15 protein-coding genes and 1 tRNA gene are annotated in these 20,825 nt (G+C 62.2%); 11 read left to right on the top strand and 5 right to left on the bottom strand.

Annotated elements, in window-relative coordinates; genetic code table 11:
• Window positions 1-61 precede the first annotated feature (61 nt).
• Window positions 62-1,582: a hypothetical protein gene (locus tag C437_RS18170; protein WP_004518471.1), complete on the top strand. Its 1,521-nt coding sequence runs from the start codon at window positions 62-64 to the stop codon at window positions 1,580-1,582.
• A 177-nt stretch (window positions 1,583-1,759) separates the two neighbouring features.
• Here the strand turns inward: C437_RS18170 and C437_RS18165 are convergent.
• Window positions 1,760-1,832 (bottom strand) — tRNA-Pro (locus C437_RS18165).
• A gap of 199 nt (window positions 1,833-2,031) precedes the next feature.
• Here C437_RS18165 and C437_RS18160 point away from each other — a divergent pair.
• The 6 genes from C437_RS18160 to C437_RS18135 all read left to right on the top strand — a co-directional run bounded on the left by C437_RS18160 (window position 2,032) and on the right by C437_RS18135 (window position 8,547).
• Window positions 2,032-3,204, top strand: coding sequence for an NAD-dependent epimerase/dehydratase family protein (locus tag C437_RS18160; protein ID WP_004518470.1), 1,173 nt, complete (start codon window positions 2,032-2,034; stop codon window positions 3,202-3,204).
• A 2-nt stretch (window positions 3,205-3,206) separates the two neighbouring features.
• On the top strand, window positions 3,207-4,139 hold the full coding sequence (locus C437_RS18155) for an NAD-dependent epimerase/dehydratase family protein (protein WP_004518469.1): 933 nt from the start codon (window positions 3,207-3,209) through the stop codon (window positions 4,137-4,139).
• Window positions 4,132-5,127, top strand: coding sequence for an NAD-dependent epimerase/dehydratase family protein (locus C437_RS18150; RefSeq protein ID WP_004518468.1), 996 nt, complete (start codon window positions 4,132-4,134; stop codon window positions 5,125-5,127). The genes C437_RS18155 and C437_RS18150 overlap by 8 nt, the downstream gene beginning before the upstream one ends.
• A gap of 48 nt (window positions 5,128-5,175) precedes the next feature.
• Entirely contained in the window at window positions 5,176-7,509 is a 2,334-nt protein-coding gene (locus C437_RS18145) for an STT3 domain-containing protein (RefSeq protein ID WP_004518467.1), read from the top strand.
• A gap of 77 nt (window positions 7,510-7,586) precedes the next feature.
• Window positions 7,587-8,060 carry a single stranded DNA-binding domain-containing protein gene (locus C437_RS18140; RefSeq protein ID WP_004518466.1) on the top strand — a complete coding sequence of 158 codons (474 nt, stop codon included), beginning with the start codon at window positions 7,587-7,589 and terminating at the stop codon, window positions 8,058-8,060.
• Complete coding sequence (locus C437_RS18135) at window positions 8,053-8,547, top strand: hypothetical protein (RefSeq protein ID WP_004518465.1); 495 nt, start codon at window positions 8,053-8,055, stop codon at window positions 8,545-8,547. The genes C437_RS18140 and C437_RS18135 overlap by 8 nt, the downstream gene beginning before the upstream one ends.
• Window positions 8,548-8,552: 5 nt before the next feature.
• On the opposite strand, the gene aglM is transcribed toward C437_RS18135, so the two are convergent.
• Window positions 8,553-9,860 carry a UDP-glucose 6-dehydrogenase AglM gene (aglM, locus tag C437_RS18130; protein WP_004518464.1) on the bottom strand — a complete coding sequence of 436 codons (1,308 nt, stop codon included), beginning with the start codon at window positions 9,858-9,860 and terminating at the stop codon, window positions 8,553-8,555.
• Between the two features lie 88 nt (window positions 9,861-9,948).
• Here aglM and aglF point away from each other — a divergent pair, with 88 nt between their 5' ends.
• Together aglF and C437_RS18120 are read left to right on the top strand one after the other, a co-directional pair.
• Window positions 9,949-10,704, top strand: a complete 756-nt coding sequence (gene aglF / locus C437_RS18125; protein WP_004518463.1) for a UTP--glucose-1-phosphate uridylyltransferase AglF — start codon at window positions 9,949-9,951, stop codon at window positions 10,702-10,704.
• A 356-nt stretch (window positions 10,705-11,060) separates the two neighbouring features.
• A complete protein-coding gene (locus tag C437_RS18120) occupies window positions 11,061-12,476 on the top strand; it encodes a sugar transferase (protein WP_004518462.1) in 1,416 nt (471 codons plus the stop codon).
• Window positions 12,477-12,824: 348 nt separating this feature from the next.
• Here the strand turns inward: C437_RS18120 and glmS are convergent, their stop codons facing one another.
• From glmS to C437_RS18105, 3 genes are all read right to left on the bottom strand, one after another.
• The gene (gene glmS, locus C437_RS18115; protein ID WP_004518461.1) at window positions 12,825-14,615 is read right to left on the bottom strand and encodes a glutamine--fructose-6-phosphate transaminase (isomerizing); all 1,791 of its coding nucleotides are present in this window, start codon (window positions 14,613-14,615) and stop codon (window positions 12,825-12,827) included.
• Window positions 14,615-15,805, bottom strand: coding sequence for a bifunctional sugar-1-phosphate nucleotidylyltransferase/acetyltransferase (gene glmU, locus C437_RS18110; RefSeq protein WP_004518460.1), 1,191 nt, complete (start codon window positions 15,803-15,805; stop codon window positions 14,615-14,617). Before glmU ends, glmS begins: the two co-directional genes overlap by 1 nt.
• A gap of 155 nt (window positions 15,806-15,960) precedes the next feature.
• On the bottom strand, window positions 15,961-16,821 hold the full coding sequence (locus C437_RS18105; protein ID WP_004518459.1) for a CheF family chemotaxis protein: 861 nt from the start codon (window positions 16,819-16,821) through the stop codon (window positions 15,961-15,963).
• Between the two features lie 165 nt (window positions 16,822-16,986).
• Here C437_RS18105 and acs point away from each other — a divergent pair, with 165 nt between their 5' ends.
• Together acs and C437_RS18095 are read left to right on the top strand one after the other, a co-directional pair.
• A complete protein-coding gene (gene acs / locus C437_RS18100; protein WP_004518458.1) occupies window positions 16,987-18,930 on the top strand; it encodes an acetate--CoA ligase in 1,944 nt (647 codons plus the stop codon).
• Window positions 18,931-19,070: 140 nt separating this feature from the next.
• Window positions 19,071-20,762 (top strand): bacterio-opsin activator domain-containing protein, encoded by a 1,692-nt coding sequence (locus C437_RS18095; protein WP_004518457.1) that lies wholly within the window; start codon window positions 19,071-19,073, stop codon window positions 20,760-20,762.
• The last annotated feature ends 63 nt before the right edge of the window (window positions 20,763-20,825 follow it).

The following is a 20,825-nucleotide window of genomic DNA, read 5'->3' as shown; positions in this document are numbered from 1 at the left end:
CGCTACAAACGCCGTCTGACCCTCCAGAAAGCGTTTATCCGAAGCGGCGAACCTGTCGTCTATGCGCAGACGTGCCCTCCTCGCGTCGGTCCCGGGTGCGCTGGCGGGACTCGCCGGCTGTTCGTTCGGCAGCCCGGGAGCTGACGGGACTGACGGCGTGACACCTGCACCGCGCCCGGATGAGTCACCGCCCGATGCGAACGACAGCGAGACAGAGACACCGACAGCTACCGGCGAACCGCCCCAACCAGAGGAACTGACGACCGTGGTCGAACTGGAAACCGGGCCACGGACCTACGCCCTCAGTTCAGCAGGGCTCCACACCGACGACGAGGCGCGAGTCGCGCTCTGGTTCGACCGGACGGCGACCGACGATCACCCAGCCATACTTCGCGGCTGGCTCCAGAACGGCAACGAGTTCGAGAACACGTTCCGAGTGGAGTGGATCCCGGGAATCGGGCGGACACACAGCCGCCAGCCCCGCGGCTACGACCACGAGGCCCGCCTCCATCTCGCGCCCACAGAGAACAACGCTCTCGCCACCGACGTTCCCTCTCTCAGTCGCTCGTCGGAGGGGTACTGGCAGGTCGACGATGTCGGTCCCTGGATGACAGAGACGCACCGGCTCGCCCCCGGTGAATGGGTCCGCCTGGAGTACGCGCTCGTCGGCGAACCGGGTCAGCTCGGTCGGCCGACCGGGACCTACGAATTCCGTGGCCGGGATGAGATGCTGTCGGTCACCGTCTGGGATGCGCGAAGTCCCGGCCCTGAGACGGAGTCCCGATTCGCCGGCCGCTCGCTGCCGCCGTTCCCCGGCGACAGCAGCGTCCAGTGGTTCCACGAGGCAGACAGGACGACACCAGCCTTTGTTCGCCCCGCTTCCGAGCGCGCCGAACTGGACACCCAAATCGGCTTCGTGATGGTCAATAACAGCCACGAGCGACTGCAATGTGGCCACTGGAACCTCTACAAACTCGTCGACGGCGAGTGGTTCCACATCGCGCCGATGGGCCACACCGCCGACTGTCGACTCCTATCACCAGGCGGTCGAGAACAATGGGGGCTCCGGGCGTTCAACGGGCAGGCGGTAAGTTGCGGCACTGGCGACTGCCGCTGTGACGGCCTCACGCAGGGATATCTCGGCGGCGGCGAGTACGCCATCGTCGCCGGCTACGGGCACGCAACGAACGAGAGCGGTGCTCTGATCGAGTTGGTCGGCGACCGCGTTGCCGTGACGCCAACCGACGACGTGTCGACAGCGCGTGACGGCGACACCGTCACAGTGACGACCGGTCGCCACGGCGACGACAAGAGTCCGGCTGACGCGACGTTCTCGCTTTCTCGCACCGACAGCGCGGACGAGCAGATTATCGTCGAACAGGTGATGACACGCGATCGGTTCGCTCCGTCCGACGGCGGGCTTCGCAACGCCCTTCCGTTCCTGACTGACGGGGTGAATCGCGTTGTTGTCGAGACTGACGAGCGGGCCGTGGACGGCGTACTCGGATACGATTCGGACAGCCGACGGTTCCGGTTCCGCGGACAGGCCTACGTAGTCGCTGCGGGTCGGGGTGACGGCTGATAATCGGCGTATCGGACGGTTCTGTTGCTTGGCGGTACTGTGTTTGAAACGAGAACCGGGAGAGATCCGTACCGCTATGGCGCTCTGCTCCGCGAGTACTCAGTTCTTCTGCCCACAAGGATGCGTCACGGCCACTTCTACCACATAAGCAACACTGTCCAGTTTGAGTCGGAAAAATGGGCCGGCGCGAATTCGAATCGCGGTTACGGCCACCCGAAGGCCGAAGGATACCAGGCTACCCCACCGGCCCGTGCGATAGCAAATGGAAGAAAGACAGGGTCGGTTTTAACGGTTGCGAAACGGCGGGAAGTGGAGTAGTTTCGACGTTGGCCAGACGAGCCTGTTCCGGGAACCACGCTGGGCCTGTGGGAGGCGACGCGGGATAAAAACAACATGCATCTGAACAGAAGATTTATCACGCAGTGAAGTTACTCACTAACTGAGTAACTATGACGATTCTCATCACTGGCGGCGACGGCTATGTCGGGTGGCCGGCCGCACTGCGAATCGCGGACCGAACGGACGACCGAGTGCTGCTCGTCGACAACTTCGCCCGAAGAGAGTGGGTCGAGGATGTCGGCGCGACGAGCGCGACACCGGTCGCAAGCATCGACGAACGCCTCGACGCGGCCCGCGAGGTCCACGGCCTGACGAACCTCTCCTTCGTCGAGGGCGACCTCGCCGAGAAATCATTCGTCGACGAACTGCTCTCGGTCCACGAACCCGAAGTCGTCGTACACACTGCCGCCCAGCCCTCCGCACCGTACTCACAGATCAACGGCGAGCGGGCGAACTACACTCAGCACAACAACCTCCAGGCGACGCGAAACCTGCTGTGGGGGCTCGAAGAGCACGACCTCACCGACACCCACTTCGTCGAGACGACGACGACGGGCGTCTACGGCGCGCCGGAGTTCCCGATTCCGGAAGGCGGCGCGACGATGGAGAACCAGGGCGAACGCGACGACGTGCCCTTCCCCAACATGGGCGGGAGCTGGTACCACGCGACGAAGGGATTCGACGCCCAGAACATGCGGCTGGCCCATACGCAGTTCGACATCCCTATTTCGGACGTGCGAACGGCCATCGTCTACGGGACCGAGACCGAGGAGACCCGCGCGGACGGCCGGCTTAAGACCCGCTTCGACTTCGACTACTACTTCGGCACGGTCACGCACCGCTTCTGTGCACAGGCCGTTGCGGGCTACCCCGTCACCGTTTACGGCAAGGGCGAGCAGCGCAAGCCGTTCATCTCGCTTGAGGACGCCGTCGAAGGACTGGCCGAGGTGGCCCTGACCGACCCCGACGAGCGCCCCGAGGGACTGACGGTGTACAATCAGGTCACGCGCGCCATCAGCATCGTCGAGATAGCCGAGACCATCGCTGATGTGGGCAGCGAGTTCGACCTCGACGTGGCTGTCGAGCACTTCGAAAATCCCCGCGACGAGGACGAGACCCACAAGATGGAGATCGAAAACGACCGCTACGCCGACCTCATCGGTGGCCAGTCACAGTCCTTCGAGGACGGCGTCGCCGACATCTTCGAGACGCTGACCCGCTACGCCGACACCATCGAAGCCCACGAGGACCGCTTCTTGCCGGGCGTCCTGAGCGAGGACTGACGATGGACGTGCTGGTCACCGGGGCCTGTGGCTACATCGGCAGCGCGCTGATTCCACTGCTCCGAGCGGACGACCGCGTGGATAGCGTCGTCGTCTTCGACGATCTCTCCTCGGGGTCGCCGCGTGCGCTACTTGGGACGCTCGGGGATGGGCTCGAATTCCGCCGCGGCGATGTCCGCGAGTACGGCGACGTGGAAAGCGCCATGCGCGGCGTCAACCGCGTCATCCATCTCGCGGCAATCACCGGCGCGTCAAGCACCCACGACCGCCGCGAGGAGACGTTCGCCATCAACTACGACGGCACCGAAAACGTCCTGACCGCGGCGGGGAAACTCGGCGTCGACCACGTGGTCTTTGCCTCCTCGTGTAACGTCTATGGCCGCGCGACCAGCACCGACATCGACGAGACGGTCGACCCTGACCCGATTAACCCCTACGCGGAGACGAAACTGGAATCCGAGACACTGCTGCGAGAGTACTGCGAGGAGTTCGAAATGACCGGCACCGCCCTGCGGATGGCCACCAACTTCGGTCACTCGCCGGGCATTCGGTTCAACCTCGTTGTGAACTACTTCGTGTTCCGCGCGCTGACCGGCCGCCCGCTGACGGTCTACGGCGACGGCTCGAACTGGCGGCCGTTCATCCACGTCCAAGACGCCGCCCGCGCGTACGCAGAAGCCGCGTGCGAGCCCGAGTCCTGGGACGAACCGGTGTACAACGTCGGGTCGATGGAGTCGAACTACCAGATTTCCGAAATCGCCGACATCGTCGCCGAGGAAGTCGCCCCGGTCGACGTGACCTACCTCGAAGACGAACACCCCGGCCCGTCCTATCACGTCAACTTCGACCGACTGAGTCGGACCGGCTTCGAACCATCGTGGACGCTTCGCGAAGGCGTCCGCGACCTCGCGGAGAAATTCACCACCAATGTCTGAGACAGAACCCACGAACGAGTCGCCCCACGTCGCCGTCACCGGCGGCGCAGGCTACATCGGCAGCCGCGTCATCTACGAGCTACAGCAGGCCCACCCTGACTGGGAGATCACCGCCATCGACAACTTCTATCTCGGCAGCGTCCGGTCCGTCGGCGATGTCGACATCGAACACGTCGACATCCGGGACCGTGACCGGCTGGAAGCGGCGCTAGATGGGGCCGACGTCGTGATGCACCTCGCCGCGATTTCCGGCGTCGACGATTGCGAAGCGAAGCAAGATCTGGCCTACGAAGTCAATGTTCAGGGCACCGACAACATCGCCTGGTTCTGCCGCAAGACAGGCGCGGCGCTGATTTTCCCGTTCTCGATGGCCGTCATCGGTGACCCACAGGAATTCCCCATCACGGTCGATCACCCACGGGACCCGCTAAACTGGTACGGCCGGACGAAACTGCTCAACGAGCGCGCTATCGAGACGTACGCCGACGGCGCGTTCCCGGCCCACCAGTTCATGATATCGAACCTCTACGGCAGTCACGAGATAGACGGTCAAACCGTCTCGAAGGGAACCGTCATCAACTTCTTCGTGAACCGCGCGCTCGCCGGCGAGACGCTGACCGTCTACGAGCCGGGAACCCAGTCCCGGAACTTCATCCACGTCAAGGACGTGGCCAGAGCGTACGTCGACAGCTGCGAGCGGCTGCTGGAGCAACTGGACCGTGGTGAGACCGGCATCGAGAAGTACGAGATCGCCAGCGACGAGGACCCGAGCGTCCACACCGTCGCCGAACTGGTTAAAGACGTCGCCGCCGAAGTCGCCGATATCGACGCCGACGTGGAACTGGTCGAAAACCCACGCGGCGACGACGAGACGCTTGTCGACTCGTTCCCGGTCGATACAGAGCGGACGGCCGACGCGCTGGGCTGGACGCCGGAACACAACGTCGAGTCAGCGATTCGGACGGTACTGGAGTCGGCGACCACGTAGACATCGAGTCCCGATGGATTTATTCGCCAGACCGGAAAGAGAAGATACATGAGCGACACGCCCGGGGCGGGAGCGGTACTCGATGACCGGCCCGAGCTACGAGATGCGACAGAAGCGGTGCTGGCCGTCGACGCCGAACAGGACGGCTGGACGTTCGAGGACATCCCAATCGATTCGGGCCAGTTCGGCGAACTTGTCTCTGCTGGCATCGTCGAGAAAGACGGTGAGCAGTACCGCGTCGCCGACCCCGACGCGGTGCGGGCCGCCCTTAATGGTGACTCCGCAGTCGATAGCGACAGCGGGGGCAGGATGGATCTCGGTGACGTGATACGGTTTGATTTCGACGCACAAGCAACCGGCCTGCTCGTCGCCGCTCTAGCGGTCGTGTTTGTCGCTCGAACGTACGTCATCGGATCGGTCTACCGCGGCGGCGACATCGTTCTGTCAAGTAACGACCCATATTACTACAGATACCATGTCGAACAGGTCGCGGCGAACGCCGGCAGCGCGGCTGATTTCGGTGCGCTCTCCGTGCTGCCAGGTGGATTAACCAACGGTGAGCCGCTCATGGTCGCGACGCTCTGGTGGGTGGCAAGCCTGTTCGGCGGGAGCAAAGAAGTCATCGGCCACGTTCTCGCCTGGTATCCTGTCGTATCAGCACTCGTCACGGCCGTCCTGCTCTATCTGCTCGCAGTTCGGGTGTCCAGCGACCGGCGTGTCGGTCTCGCGTCGGTCCTTTTCCTCGCGTTCATTCCGGGCCACGCCTTCCGAACCAGTTTGGGGTTCGCAGATCACCACGCCTTCGATTATCCGTGGCTGGGGCTCACCGCCCTTGCACTCGTAGTCGCATTAACGACGGCCACGAACCGAACGTCCCTTCGGCGACCACAGCCATGGGTTGCCGCGGTCGGTATCGGTGTCGGGACCGCCGGCCAGGTGCTCGCGTGGGAGGCCGGGCCGTTGCTCGTCCTGCCGGTCAGTCTGGTTGTGCTAGGACAGACACTGCTGGATGTCTCAAACGACCGATCGGCACTGGTCAGGAACGCGCCGGTCCTTGCCGGTGTTAGCTTCGGTGCGATACTCGCCTGGAGTATTCATACTGTCACCGGATGGCAAACTGCGCTCGTCACTAGTGCGCCAGCACTACTGACGCTGGGCACTGTCGTCGTCATTGCGACAGCAGAAGCAGCCAGGCGCTTTGGTGGTACTGTCGGACAACTGGCTGTGGTCGACCTCGGGCTTGGCGTCGTCGGCTTCCTTGTCTTCCGTTTTGGCTTCACGGAACAGTGGGGCACGTTCAATAGCCGGCTCGACGCGCTGTTTCGCTCCGATTCTATCGCCGAGACGTACGGCCTGTTCAACACTGATGCCTTTGGTTTCCTGCTTTTGCTCGGCCTAACGCTGTTCCTAGCGCTCCCGGCGATGGCGTGGGGTCTCGACCTCGCTCGCAACGACAGAAGCGGATGGCTCGTCACCAGTAGCTACGCATGGGTGCTGTTCGCTCTGGCCGTCATTCAAGTTCGCTTCGTTGGCGAATTAGCTTCATTCCTCGCGCTATTTGCCGGCCTCACCTTCGTCTGGGCGGCCGCATGGGTCGACATCGCTCGGCCCGTGGTGACGACCGGTGATGACGGTCTTCGAGACGCGCTCGTTCCGGATACCCGGGCGCTTGGGTCACTATTCGTGCTGTTCCTCCTATTCGGTTCACTCGGTATGGTACAGGTCCCGGTAAAAACGAGTCAGGTGATTACCGATGAGGGGGCGTACGATGCGGCGACTGCAATCGAAGCCGACGCCGCCGAGCGCGGCCTCGAATACCCTGAAAACTACGTGCTCAGCCAGTGGGGGCAGAACCGGATGTACAATTACTTCGTCAACGGCGAGGCAGAGAGTTACGGTTACGCCCGGCAGACGTACGAACCATTCGTCTCTGTAACGGGCCCCGAGCAGGCCCATAATCGGATTTCCGGACGAGTCGGATACGTCGCTACCACAGAAACGTCGCTTGAGGAGCCGACCACGATGTACGTTCGGCTACACCAGCACTTCGGCAGTCGGAACGGCGATGTGGGCGGACTAGCACACTATCGTCCTGTGTTCGTGAGTCTGGACGGAAGCCACAAAGCGTTCGCAGTTGTCTCTGGAGCCACGATACAAGGGAATGCAGCCCCGGACTCGACCGTCTCCGTAGCGACGACAGTGGCCGTCTCAGACAGAGAAGTCGACTACGAGCGCCAAACGACGGCCAATCAGGACGGTGAGTTTGCAATTACTGTTGCGAACCCCGGAACATACACTGTGACGACCGACAGCGGTGACGAAAAGACAGTAGACGTTCCAGAACAGGCCGTGTACGACGGCGGCAACGTCACGGTCGGATGACTGCCACACCGGAACTATTGTCCTCTGTAAGCTACTGAAGCGAAACGACCATTGTACCCACCGAGAGAGAACACCGTGTGCACGTCTGGGTTCGTGTTGTCATCGTGCTCGCACTGTTTCTGACACTCGGCGGACTGTTCGTCCACGCGGAAGTTACGGAGGAGAAATGGTCCCCGTACCCCGACGCTGCGGACCTTTCAGCCGAGTACGACTCGTACGTGGGACAGCGGGTGATGGTGTTTGGAACCGTGACAGCGATCAGCGAAGACAGGATTGAGATCAAAGCCGAGAGCGATGGAACGACAGTTCCGCTCGGGGTCACTGGGGCGAGTACAGCCGCCGAACCCGGTGGCGTCGTCCAAGTGTACGGGACGCTCGAACCAGAGCAGACGATAGCGGCCGAGCGTGTCGAAGTCATCAACAGCAGCCGGTGGGTCGAGTTCTACAAGTACGGCGCTTCGGCTGTCGGTGCACTTGGATTCCTACTGCTGTTCTTCCGGCATTGGCGAATCGACCGTGATACGTGGACACTGGAGGCCCGCGATGGCTGACCTGCTGACGCACTTGCTCGTACCATACATCCTGCTCACAATCGCGAGCGGGGGTGTCGGCTGGCTCGATCAGCGCTGGATAGTCGTCGGAATGGGCGGTGCGGCGATTCCAGATCTGGTGAAAGTCGAAATTGTAGTGCACGAAGAGACAGTCGAAGCACTTCTCGGCATTCCATTCACATATAAGCCTCTCTCCACGCTCGGCGGAGTACTGCTACTGTCCGGCATTATCGCCGTCGCGTTCGAACGTCGGCATTGGAGACGGGTGTTCGGCCTCGTGACGTTCGGCGGCCTCACGTCGCTACTTCTTGATGGCATGCGAGTGTACGCCGACGGACGAGCGAGCGCCTGGCTGTATCCGTTCACGAGCTGGCGGCCGCCGACGCCGAGCCTGTACGTGTCCTCTGATCCCACCGTGCTCGTGGTAGCGCTATTCGCTGCCGGCACGGTAGCCGTCATCGACAGGCGAATACAGGCAGGTAACTGACCACGCTACCAGGTCAACCCTTCGTAGGTGATGCCCTCACGCCGCTCGATGACGCGTCGGCCGTCGACGACGATAGGGTCAGCCATATCGTCGAATTCAGCATCAAGCGCCGCAAACTCGTCCCAGTCGGTAACAACAACGGCGCCGGACGCACCTCCAAGAGCGGTCGCGGCCGAATCAGCGTACTGGATGTCGGGATAGCGCTCGCGCATATTCTCGGTCGCGACTGGGTCGTAGGCGACGATGTCTGCGCCGCGTTCCTGCAGTCCCTCGATGACCGGCACTGCTCTCGTGTTCCGGATATCGTCTGTCCCGGGCTTGAACGCCAGGCCGAGCACGGCGATGCGTTTTCCGGACACGTCGGCGTGGGTGTCGAGGAGGGAGAGGAGGCGCTCGGGTTGGGCGTCGTTCAGCTCCACGGCCGCCGAGAGAACTGCAGGGTCGTAGCCCTGCTCCCGCGCCGCGGCGATGATAGCGTCCGTGTCTTTGGGGAAGCAACTGCCGCCCCACCCGACGCCGCTCCGGAGGAACTGCTCGCCGATTCGGTCGTCGAGTCCGATAGCGTCGGCGACCTCGTAGGCGTCGACACCGAACTCTTTGCAGATGTTTCCGATATCGTTGATGAGGCTGACTTTGGTTGCCAGGAACGTGTTGTTGGCGTACTTTATCATCTCGGCCTCGGCGATACCGGTCTCGACGACCGGCACGTCGCCGTCAGCGGCTTCGCGTAGCGGCGCGTAGAGCTCATAGAGAAGGTCTGTTGCGCGGTCGTCGTCCGTTCCGAAGACGAGTTTGTCAGGGTTCAGGAAGTCCGCGACGGCCGTCCCCTCACGCTGGAACTCGGGATTGGATGCGACGAGGAAGTCCGTCCCGCGTTCGAGACCGGCGTCGGCGATACGGGGAGCGAGTCGATCTTTGGTCGTGTTCGGGACGACAGTCGACTTCGTGACGACGAGATGCGGGTCGTCGGCCGAGCGTTCGGCGCCAGCCAGCGCCTCGCCAACGGATGCTGCACCGGCTTCCATGAACTGGAGGTCGATACTCCCGTCGTCGTTCGAGGGCGTCGGGAGCGCTAGCATCGTCAACTCAGTGTCGCGTATGTCCTCGTAGTCGGTGCTTGCCCGGAGTCGCCCACCACCGTGTTCGGCCACAAGGTCGTCGAGCCCGGGTTCGTGTATCGGCGACTCGCCGTCATTTACCGCGTTGACGATGTCTTTGTCGATGTCTATCGTTACGACCTCGTGTCCGAGATCAGCGAGACACGCCGCAACCGTCGTCCCGACGTATCCGCTCCCGACAATACTGACGTTCATCGAGCACCACTAGCTGAGGGGCGGATATTATAATTCGGATATTATAATTCGGCAAGAGTTTTATCGGACGGCCAACGAGTTGGGAGACATGAAAGCTGTCGTACTCGCCGCTGGCGAGGGGACCCGTCTCCGCCCGCTGACCGAAGACAAGCCAAAGGGAATGGTAGAGGTCGCTGGGAAACCGATTCTGACCCACTGTTTCGAGCAACTGATCGAGCTAGGCGCTGACGAACTGCTGGTAGTTGTCGGCTACAAGAAGCAGGCAATCATTAATCACTTTGAGGACGAGTTCGAGGGGGTCCCAATCACCTACACCCACCAGCGCGAGCAGAACGGCCTCGCCCACGCGCTTCTGACCGTTGAGGAGCACGTCGGCGACGACTTCATGTTGATGCTCGGCGACAACATCTTCGAAGCGAACCTCCAAGACGTTGTCAACCGTCAGGCGGAGGAACGTGCTGACGCCGCCTTCCTCGTCGAGGAAGTGCCCTGGGAAGAGGCCGGGCGCTACGGCGTCTGTGACACTAATAAGTACGGCGAGATCACCGAAGTCGTCGAGAAACCGGAAGAGCCGCCGTCGAACCTTGTGATGACCGGGTTCTACACGTTCACACCGGCTATCTTCCACGCCTGCCATCTGGTGCAGCCCTCCAATCGCGGCGAGTACGAGATTAGCGATGCGATTGACCTCCTGTTGCACTCTGGCCGAACGATCGACGCGATCCGCATGGACGGCTGGCGGAACGATATCGGGTATCCTGAGGACCGCGATCAGGCCGAGAAACGGCTACAGGGCGAGATTGACCCGGAGATGGCCGCCGAAAACATCGCTGCAAGCGAGTAAGCGACGAAATCGGGTCATCCCGCCAGTAACCAGTGTGACAACGCGGTCAGGTATGTCGTGCAGTTGCACGGGGTTTCAATCGAAAGGCTGTATTACCACCGTGAGGCCGTTTCCACCGGACAGCGTCAAGCGGAGCCGGCATAACGAGCGCTGGACCGGGGTTGCGAGAGCCAACGCGAGTGTACTGGGACAATCGCTGTGGGGACGGCGGCTCACGAACACCGCTCGTGTCGCACCCGCTCTCAGTGACACGACGACCATTCAAGACAATCTGGCTGTGTATCTCCACACGGACGCTTCAGTATTTGAGTCCCGGGACGCAGGACTTATCCCGGAACTCGGCAATCACACTGATAATGGATAGTGGTTGGCGGTACCGGGTCGCAAGTGTAGCCGGCGTTGTCGTGCTGACAGCGGTCGCCGTTGCACTTGTTAACAACGCTACCATCCAGTCGATAGCGACAACCATCCCGATACTCAGTCGACTGCCGACCGACCCCCCAACGGGGCCAGAGTTCACGATCGAAGTCTTGGTCACAATCGCAGTCGTCGTCAGTGTGTTCCTCCCGCTGTATAAGCCCCGTCCGCGAAGGATTCTCGACGCTATAGCGCTGGCCCAGAAGCGGGTGCTCGTGGCGGCTCTCGTCTTGGCGACAATTGGCTACTTCGACTATTCGTACAAGCTTCCGCGTTTGACTGTCGTGTTAGTGACCCCCCTGTTACTGGTCGCACTGCCCGCGTGGTTTGTGTGGATTCGGAAGCGGCCGTCGGCAAACGGCGAGCGGACCATCGTCGTCGGCGACGACCTCCGTGTGATAGAGGAAGTGGCAAGCGAGGTCGACGGAACGCTCTTGGGCTATCTCTGTCCGACAAGCGTGATCACGACAGTCGAACGGACCGGAGCCATCGCTGACGGCGGAACTAACGGGAGCGGGTTGGAACGGTTGGGTGGTCTCTCACGAATCGAGGATGTACTCGTCGAGTATGATATCGATACGGTCGTGCTGGCGTTTGAACACGCCGACAGGGCCGAGTTCTTCGGCGCTCTCGACGCCTGTTACGAGTACGGTGTCGACGCGAAAGTCCATCGGAACCATGCAGACTCTGTGCTGACCGCCAGCGGTGGAGTCGGAACTCTAGTCGACGTAGAGATCGAGCCCTGGGACATACAGGATTACATTCTCAAGCGCGCGTTCGATATCGCGTTTGCGTCGGCCGGGCTGGTCGTGCTATCGCCCGTGATTCTCGGAATTGTAGTAGCAATAAAGATGGACGACGGTGGCTCGATACTGTACCGGCAAGACCGAACAGCGGTGTTCGGCGAAACGTTCTCCATCTACAAGTTCCGGTCGATGATCGAGAACGCGGAGGACGAAACCGGCGTGAAGATCAGTGACGAGGATGCGGGTGGAGTCGACCCACGCGTGACGTCGGTCGGTCGAGTACTCCGACAGACGCACTTGGACGAGATTCCACAGCTCTGGTCGATACTGCGGGGTGATATGAGCGTCGTCGGGCCACGGCCCGAACGACCGGAGCTGGACTCGGATATCCGGACCGGTGTCGTCGACTGGCAGAAGCGATGGTTCGTCAAACCGGGCCTGACCGGACCGGCCCAGGTCAATCATGTGACTGGAAAGGAGCCGGGCGAAAAACTGCGATACGACCTCGAATACGTCCGTGACCAGTCGTTCAGCTACGATATGAAACTTGTTTCGAGGCAGGTCTGGAGCGTCATTATTGATATCATAATGGCGTACAGAAGGTCATAATGTCTGTTACTTATTGTTCGATCTAGCGTCTGGGTTCCCAACCACAATACACCGTTTCTGGGCCTCTGTCAACGGTGAAGAAAGTACAGAACAGGGCAAAGAGGTTCCGCAGGTCACGATTGAGCCGGCGGATATTGTCATGGACCGACGCGAGGCGAACAGTCTCAGCCCATTTCTCACTGTTCGTGGTACCGCCACACCCCTGCGTGGTCTAGCGAAGTTCCGTCGCGCCTTGGTGGCGAAGTGTGTAGAGACCCGCCTGAGTGCAATAATAGCTGAGCTGGCGGCACAGCTTCTCAAACTGCTGAGACGACCCAACACAGCACGAGTAGCCCAGCTACGCCCGGCTCACTCGACCGTCACGCTTTTTGCCAGATTCCGTGGCTTGTCGATGTTCCGCCCCAGCAGCGCAGCCGTGTGGTACGACACCAACTGTAGATGCGTGTTCGCAAGCACTGCAGCGGCCCGCGGATGGGTCTCTGGAATCTGGAGCACGTGGTCGGCGTATCGTTCAACGTCGCTCTGTCCGTCCGTAATCGCGACTACCGGTGCATCCCGCGCCTCGACTTCTTTGACGTTCCCAATCGTCTTGCGGGCGCGCTCGTCGTCGCCAGTTACGATAGCGAACACCGGCGTGTTCTCGGTCACCAGCGCCAGCGGGCCGTGTTTCAGCTCACCCGCAGCGAAGCCCTCAGCGTGCTTGTAGGTGATCTCCTTCATTTTCAGTGCGCCTTCGAGTGCGACGGGATTCTGGTACCCACGGCCGATGAAGAAGTAGGCGCTGGCGTCCTGGTACAGTTCAGCGACCTCCTGAGCGGCGGATTCATCGAGCACCTCTTGAACGTGACCGGGGAGGTCACGGAGCGCGCTGATGACCTGGCGAGCGTCACCGGTCGTCGACGTGCCGAGGGCAAGCAGGTTCAGCGCGGCGAGCTGGGAGGCGAAGGTCTTGGTTGCGGCGACGCCGATTTCCGGCCCGGCGCGGATGTACAGCGCATGGTCGCACTCGCGGGCCGCAGTGGAGCCGACGACGTTGGTCACGGCTAGCGTGCGCGCGCCGCGGCGGCGGGCCGCCCGAAGTGCCGAAAGGGTGTCGGCGGTTTCCCCGCTCTGTGTGACGCCGACGACGAGTGCGTCACCAACAGGTGGGGTCGCAGTTGCGTATTCGCTGGCGAGGAACGCCTGGGCGGGGATGCCCGCTTCGCGGAACAGTTGTGCGCCGTGCAGGGCGGCGTGATACGAGGTCCCGCAGGCGACGAACTGGACGCCGGTCGGGGAGAAATCACCGAGGTCGCCGATGTCGACCGTGCCGGCGAGTTCGTCGACACGGCCCCGTAAGCACTGCCGGAGCGCACGGGGCTGTTCGTGGATCTCCTTGAGCATGAAATGGTCATAGCCGCTTTTCCCGGTCTCTTCGGGGTCCCACTGGACAGTGTCGATGTCTTTCTCGACAACATTACCGTCGGTGTCGGTGACGGTCCAGCCGGTACCGTTGAGGCGGGCGAACTCCCCGTCAGCGAGGTAGATGACCTTGTCGGTGAAGTCCCGGAAGGCGGGCACGTCACTGGCCAGATATGTTGCGTCGTCGTCGATACCTAACACGAGTGGCGAGTCGTTTCGCGCGGCGAATACCGAGTCACAGCCGGCGATGACGACGGCGACGGCGTAACTGCCTTCGAGTCGACTGACCGTCTCTCTGACGGCGTCTTCGGGGTTGGCCCCCGCATCCAGCGCGTCCTCAATCAGATGTGGGACGACCTCCGTATCGGTGTCAGACGTGAAGGTGTGGCCGGCGCTGACGAGTTCGTCCCGCAGCGACTGGTAGTTCTCGATGATCCCGTTGTGGACGACTGCGACATCGCCGGTGCAATCCTGATGCGGGTGGGCGTTTTCGTCGGTCGGCGGCCCGTGCGTGCTCCAGCGGGTGTGGCCGATACCGACCGACCCCGAGAGCATTCGATCAGATAGCGCCTCGCGGAGATCGGCGATTTTACCGGAGTGTTTGCACAGGTCGATGTGGTCGTTGGCCAGCGCGACACCAGCGGAGTCGTAACCGCGATACTCCAGTTTCGACAGGCCGTGAACGAGCGTCTCGAGCGTCTCGTCACCGCGACCGACACAGCCGATGATTCCGCACATCAGCGGACCACCTCCGCGCCTTCGCGGACGGTCCCATCGACTGTCACGCCGGTCGCGAGGCTGGCGTTCGGCCCCACAAGCGACCCGGGGACGAAGCTCACGTCGCCCAGTGCTTCGGCGCGGTCGGCGATGACGGCCCCGAGGCGCTGGTCCTCGAACACCTCTGTGCCGACCTGGACATCGGCCGGGCCGCCGGGGACAACCGTGTTGACGCCGAGATTCACGTCCTGCCCAGTGACGGTGTCGACGAGGGTCGAGCTCGGGTCCACGCGCGTGTCTGCGTCGAGAACGGTGTGCTGGACGACGCTGTTGGCCCCGATGGTGACGTTGCGTCCGAGCGCGACATTCGGACCGATGACAGCGTCCGGCCCGATCTCACAGTCTGGGCCAATGACGGCCGGTGACTGGAGCGTCGCTTCGTCGTGGACGCGTGCGGAGTTGTCGACCCAGACCTGCTCGTCGCGGGCTGATTCAACGACCCGACCCCGGGCCAGCACCTCACGGGCGACAGTCAACAGGTCCCACGGATAGGTCGCGTCGACCCACATCCCGTCGACCTCGACCGCTCGAACACGGTCAGATTCCAGCAGGAGTTCGATTGTGTCGGTCAGCGCCAGCTCACCGGCGTGGCGCGTCGTTTCGTCAATCGCTTCGAAGATGTCACCGTCGAAGGCGTACACGCCGCCGTTTATCAGCCTGAACTCGTCGTGTTGTGGCTTCTCGACGATGTCGACGATATCACCGTCCTGTACCTCGACAGCACCGTATCGACTGGTGTCCTGCCGTTCAACAACAGCGATGCTCGTGTGTTCAGTCTCTGCGTAGGAGGCCTCTACCGCCTCGATAGTGGCGGCGTCGACGAGACGGTCACCGTTCATCACCAGAACCGGGCCGTCGACAACGCTTCGTGCCTGGAGGAGTGCGTGCCCGCTTCCGAGCTGTTTCGTCTGGCTCACGTAGGAAATCGGAACACCACGGTACGTCGGACCGAAGTGGTCCTGAACGCGGTCGCGCTTGTAGCCGACGACGACGACCAGTTTCTCGATGCCTGCCTCGACTAGCGCATCGAAGACGTGTTCGAGAATCGGACGATTTGCGGCCGGCAGCATTGGTTTTGGCCGGTTTCGCGTCAACGGCCGCAGGCGAGTCCCCTCACCCGCAGCGAGGACCACAGCCGTGTCGATGTGCATACCTGTTTCAGACGGAGGAGGGGCTTCAATATGGCGGCCTTACCGAGATTGGTCGGTGTCTACTCGCCACGTATGTCCAGATTGTGGTGTGAAAATCAAACGTATCAGGCGGCCTCGACATCCGGTATCAGCGCCTCCCAGTCCGGAACCGCAGACTACTGTTCGCCCATCCGCTCGCCGGCGACCCGACGCCCCTTCGTCGTCAGGTTCACTTCGGTTCGTTCCCGGAGCACACTGATGACATCGAGTTCGATCAACCGGTCGAAGATGGCCTCGGTTTTCTCGACATCGATGCCGACGAAGTTGGGGATATCAAAGGGTGAGACGCCGGAGTGCAGTGCCATGATGACCCGTTTCTCCGTCGAGCTCAGGTCCAGATCAGCTTGGTTCTGTTCGGCGCTCTCTTCGAGCATTGTCCGGAGGACAGTAGCGTGAAACTCCTCGCCCGCGAGGTGTGTTTCGACGCTGATGTCGTCCTCGCTGTGCTCGACCTGAATAACCGTCCGCTCCTCACCGCTGACCTGCTTCTCTTCGACGGCGAGATCGCCGATATCGGCACGGTCGATGACCACGGCTTGACCGTCAGCCATCGCGAGTTTCAGCGCCTCGTCCGTCACTTTGAGCCGGCCTTTCGTCCACTCGGCGGACTGGACGACGCCGCCTTTCAGTGCCGGGTGTTGGACCAGCACGATTGCGCCGTCGAGACTCGCCCGGTAGAAATCGGTCTCGAACGCCTCGTGGTCCGATGCCGACACGAGGATGACATCCTCGCCGACGTAGAGTGCGATGTAATCGGAGACACCGGCGCTCTGCTGGTTCACGTCGAATCGGTCGGCGATACGGTCGATGTCAGTCAGTGAAATCTGTCGCTTATCGTCGCCCAGCAGGGCGACCCGTTCGGTGGTGAGGACGATGCGACAGTTTCGCCACTCGGCGTCGGTGAGGCGCTGGCCCTGTGAGACCGCCTGCAGGAACTGTCCCTTCGTATCGGCGATCTTTTTTTCCGTGTCGCTCATACCCTGTACCGGCCTCTCGTACCTTCGTTGTCCGCAGGACTCAATATAAGTTCCGTCGTCAGTGTCGAAACTGAGAACGGCCGGCTGCACTGGTAGGTCGCTCACGGCCGAATTGTGCACAATTAGATAGGATATTTTTTGCGTGCGGCGATGTACTGTCAACTGATGACACGGGGCGACGAACCGGATCGGGGCCAGTCCCAGACGGGGCGAGAGACAGTCGAACCACCGGACTGGTTCGTCGAACAGGCGAACGTGACGGATCCAGCTGTCTACGACCGCTTCGAACGGGAGTGGCCCGATTGCTGGCGCGAGGCCGCTGAGTTGCTCGACTGGGAGACGCCGTTCAAGACGGTACTCCGTGGAACGGACGGCCCGCCGTTCGAGTGGTTCCCCGGGGGGCGATTAAACGCCGCCTACAACTGCATCGACCGGCATCTCCCCGAGCGGAAGAACCAACTCGCACTGGTCTGGGAAGGCCACCTCGGCGAGTCCCGCACCTACACCTACCTCGAACTGTACCGGGAAGTCAACGCCTTCGCCGCAGCACTGCGCGACCACGGCGTCAGCCCGGACGACGTGGTGACGCTGTACCTGCCGATGGTGCCCGAACTCCCGGTCGCGATGCTGGCCTGTGCACGCCTCGGCGTGCCACACAACGTCGTCTTCGCTGGGTTCTCCGCGGACGCACTGGCGACGCGGATGGAACGGGCCGAGTCGAAGTATCTTATCACCTGCGACGGCTACTACCGCCGCGGTAGCGCCGTCGCACAAAAGAACAAGGCCGATAACGCGCGCATCGCCGTCGACCACGACGTGTCGGTCGTCGTGCTTGACCGACTGGGCCGTGACGTACATCTAGGCGAGGACTACGACGACTACCACGACCTGCTGTCGGCACACGAGGGGGCCGAAGTCGAGCCCGTCTCGCGGGCGGCGGACGACCCGCTCTTTCGTATCTACACGTCAGGGACGACCGGCCAGCCGAAAGCCGTCACGCACACGACCGGCGGATATCTCGCACACGTCGCCTGGACCGCCCGGTCGGTGCTTGACATCAAGCCCGAGGATACCTACTGGTGTTCGGCCGACATCGGCTGGATTACCGGCCACTCCTACATCGTCTATGGGCCACTCGCACTCGGGACGACAACAGTACTATACAACGGCACAGCGGACCACCCCAAGAAAGACCAGCTGTGGGAGCTTATCGAAAAGTACGCCGTCGACGTGTTCTACACCGCACCGACAGCTGTTCGGGCGTTCATGAAGTGGGGTGCGGAGTACCCCAACAAACACGACCTCTCCAGCTTGCGGCTGCTAGGCACCGTCGGCGAACCGATGGACGCGAGCGCCTGGGAGTGGTATCGCGAACACATCGGCGGCGGCGAGTGCCCGATCGTCGACACCTGGTGGCAGACCGAGACCGGCGCAGTGCTCGTATCGACGCTGCCCGGCGTCGACGAGATGAAGCCCGGGGCCGCGGGAACGCCGCTGCCGGGAATCGAAGCGTCCGTCGTCGACCGTTCAGGTGCGGCAGCCGAGCCTAATTCGGCCGGCGAGCTCGTCGTGACGCGCCCCTGGCCGGGGATGCCCCGCGCGTTACTCGACGGAACGGACTGGGGCAGCGTCCCGGAAAGCGCAGAGCAGTGGCGGTACTACCCCGAAGACAGCGTCTCGGTCGACGACGACGGGTACATCACCTTCCTCGGTCGGATCGACGACGCGATCAACGTCGCCGGCCGGCGGTTCAGCACCAAGGAACTGGAGTCGACGGTCGCCGGCGTCACCGGCGTCGCCGAAGCCGCCGTGGTCGGTGCCGACGACGAGACGACTGGAACAGCGGTGTACGCGTTCGCCTCCCCGGAGGACGGCTACACCGAGAGCGAACTCCGAGCAGCTATCGAAGACGCTATCGTCAACGCTATCGGCGGTATCGCCCGCCCCAAGAAAATCGTGTTCACGCCCGACCTCCCGAAGACACGTTCAGGCAAAGTTATGCGCCGCCTGCTGACGGCGGTGGCGAACGACGAGGAACTGGGCGACACCAGCGCGCTGCGCAACCCCGAAATTCTCGGTGAAATCCAGTCGACGACGAGACGGAAGTAGCTGACTTCGTCTTTCTCGATTTTTCCGAAATAGTTCAGTGCCAGCGGCATCGTTGATAGCTGTTTTGTTGCGCTTATCCCGTCCGTGTCCACGCTCTGGCCACAACACTTATTTCGATATTATATGAATATCCGAAACAAATGGACGGCGAAGCTGACCGCATCGGCGAGCAAGGGTACGAACAGCTCCGGCGCGCAGCAGAGACACACCGGTCCGACCTCGTACTCCGGCTCGGCGCGGAGGTCGGGCTCCGTCCGACAGAGATGACCGCCGTACGGCTGGCCGACATCACCGAGTTCGAGGGACATCACCTGCTTGCTGTTCGGGAGAACGGTGAAGTCGTCCGCGAGACGCACCTCCCGGATTCGGTCGAACACGACATACGGAAGTACGCGAATGCAGCCGGGATAGAGGACGATGAGCAGCTGTTTTCCGTCTCCGCGCGTCGGCTCCAGATGCTGGTCAGCGAGATAGCCGACCGAGCCGCCGAGACGACACCGCACTTGCAGGACGTTTCCTCGCGTGACCTCCGGTGGCGGTTCGCGGCGAGCCTGCTCGACGACGGTGTCTCGCCGGACGTGGTCTGTGCACTCGGCGGCTGGGACCGACTCGACCGACTGGACCCGTTGCTTGACGAGCCGGACCGGGAAACTATCATCGCGGCCATCGACGAATCTGGCGGGCAGGCGGCCGCAAGCGAGTCGCAACGAGCCATCAGCTGGATTACGGCAGTCAGCGAGGCGCTTGCGGCAGCCGCAACCGGTGAAGGGATTGCGACAACAGTCTGTGACCACCTGACAGAAGCAGCGGGCTTCGAGTTCGCCTGGCTCGCTGAACGGACCGGTGACGGGCTGACACCGCGCACGACAGCAGAAATCTCGGAGGCTGCTGTTGATCGCCAGATACAGGAGCACATCGAGTCGGTCACTGCTCCGCTCGGCGTGGGCGACGTTCGGGTCGTCGACGACAGTGCTGGACCAGTCGCGCTGGTTCCACTCGTCAGGGAAAACACGGTCTCCGGTGTCGTCGGAGTCGCAGCGGATGAGGGTCTCACTGACACCGAACGCGCTGTGCTGTCTGCGCTCGGGGTGCAGGTCGGCCACGCACAGGTTGCCGCCGAACGCAAGCGCCTCCTGCTTGCCGACACGGTGACCGAATTGGAGTTCCACTGTGGGGACGAGCGAGCTTTTACCGCCGGAGCGTCCGAGGCGTTGCGGTGTACGGTCGAACTGTCCGGCGTCGTTCCCGTGGCGGGCCAGTCGCTGCTGTACTACCTGATGGTCGACGGTACCTCGGCCGACGCGATACTCTCGTATGCGGACGACGACGACGGCGTTGCCGACGCCAGACTCCTTGAAGAGCACAGCGACGGCGTACTACTGGAGGTTGTGGTCACCGACACGCCGGCGCTCCAACTGGTCGAAAGCGGTGGCCGCATTCGCTCTGTGACGGCCACCGACGGTGTCGCGACTATCGCAGTCGAGCTTCCCAGCGAGGCCGACATTAGACCAACAGTCAACGCCGTCACCGACGCTTATCCGGAGACATCGCTGGCGGCGAAGCGAGAGACAGAACGGCCGGCCGAAACGAACACCGGGTTCCGCGACCGGCTGAGCGGCACTCTTTCAGACCGGCAAGAGACCGTCCTGCAGGCGGCCTACCACAGCGGCTACTTCGAGTGGCCCCGCGGGTCGACTGCCGAGGAGCTAGCGGACTCGCTGGATATCTCGTCGCCGACGCTGCACAATCACCTCAGAAAGGCCCAGCAGAAGGTCCTGACCGCGTTTTTCGACGACCGGCCGACCGAGCCGCGACAGCCAGTAGACAACTGAAACCCTGTTTCATGTTATCGTAGTTAGACCCCCTGTTTATATGGCCGCTGTGAAATATCGATG

The organism is Haloarcula vallismortis ATCC 29715 (assembly GCF_000337775.1).
GTDB lineage: Archaea > Halobacteriota > Halobacteria > Halobacteriales > Haloarculaceae > Haloarcula > Haloarcula vallismortis.
This window is presented reverse-complemented; position numbering and strand designations above follow the sequence as displayed.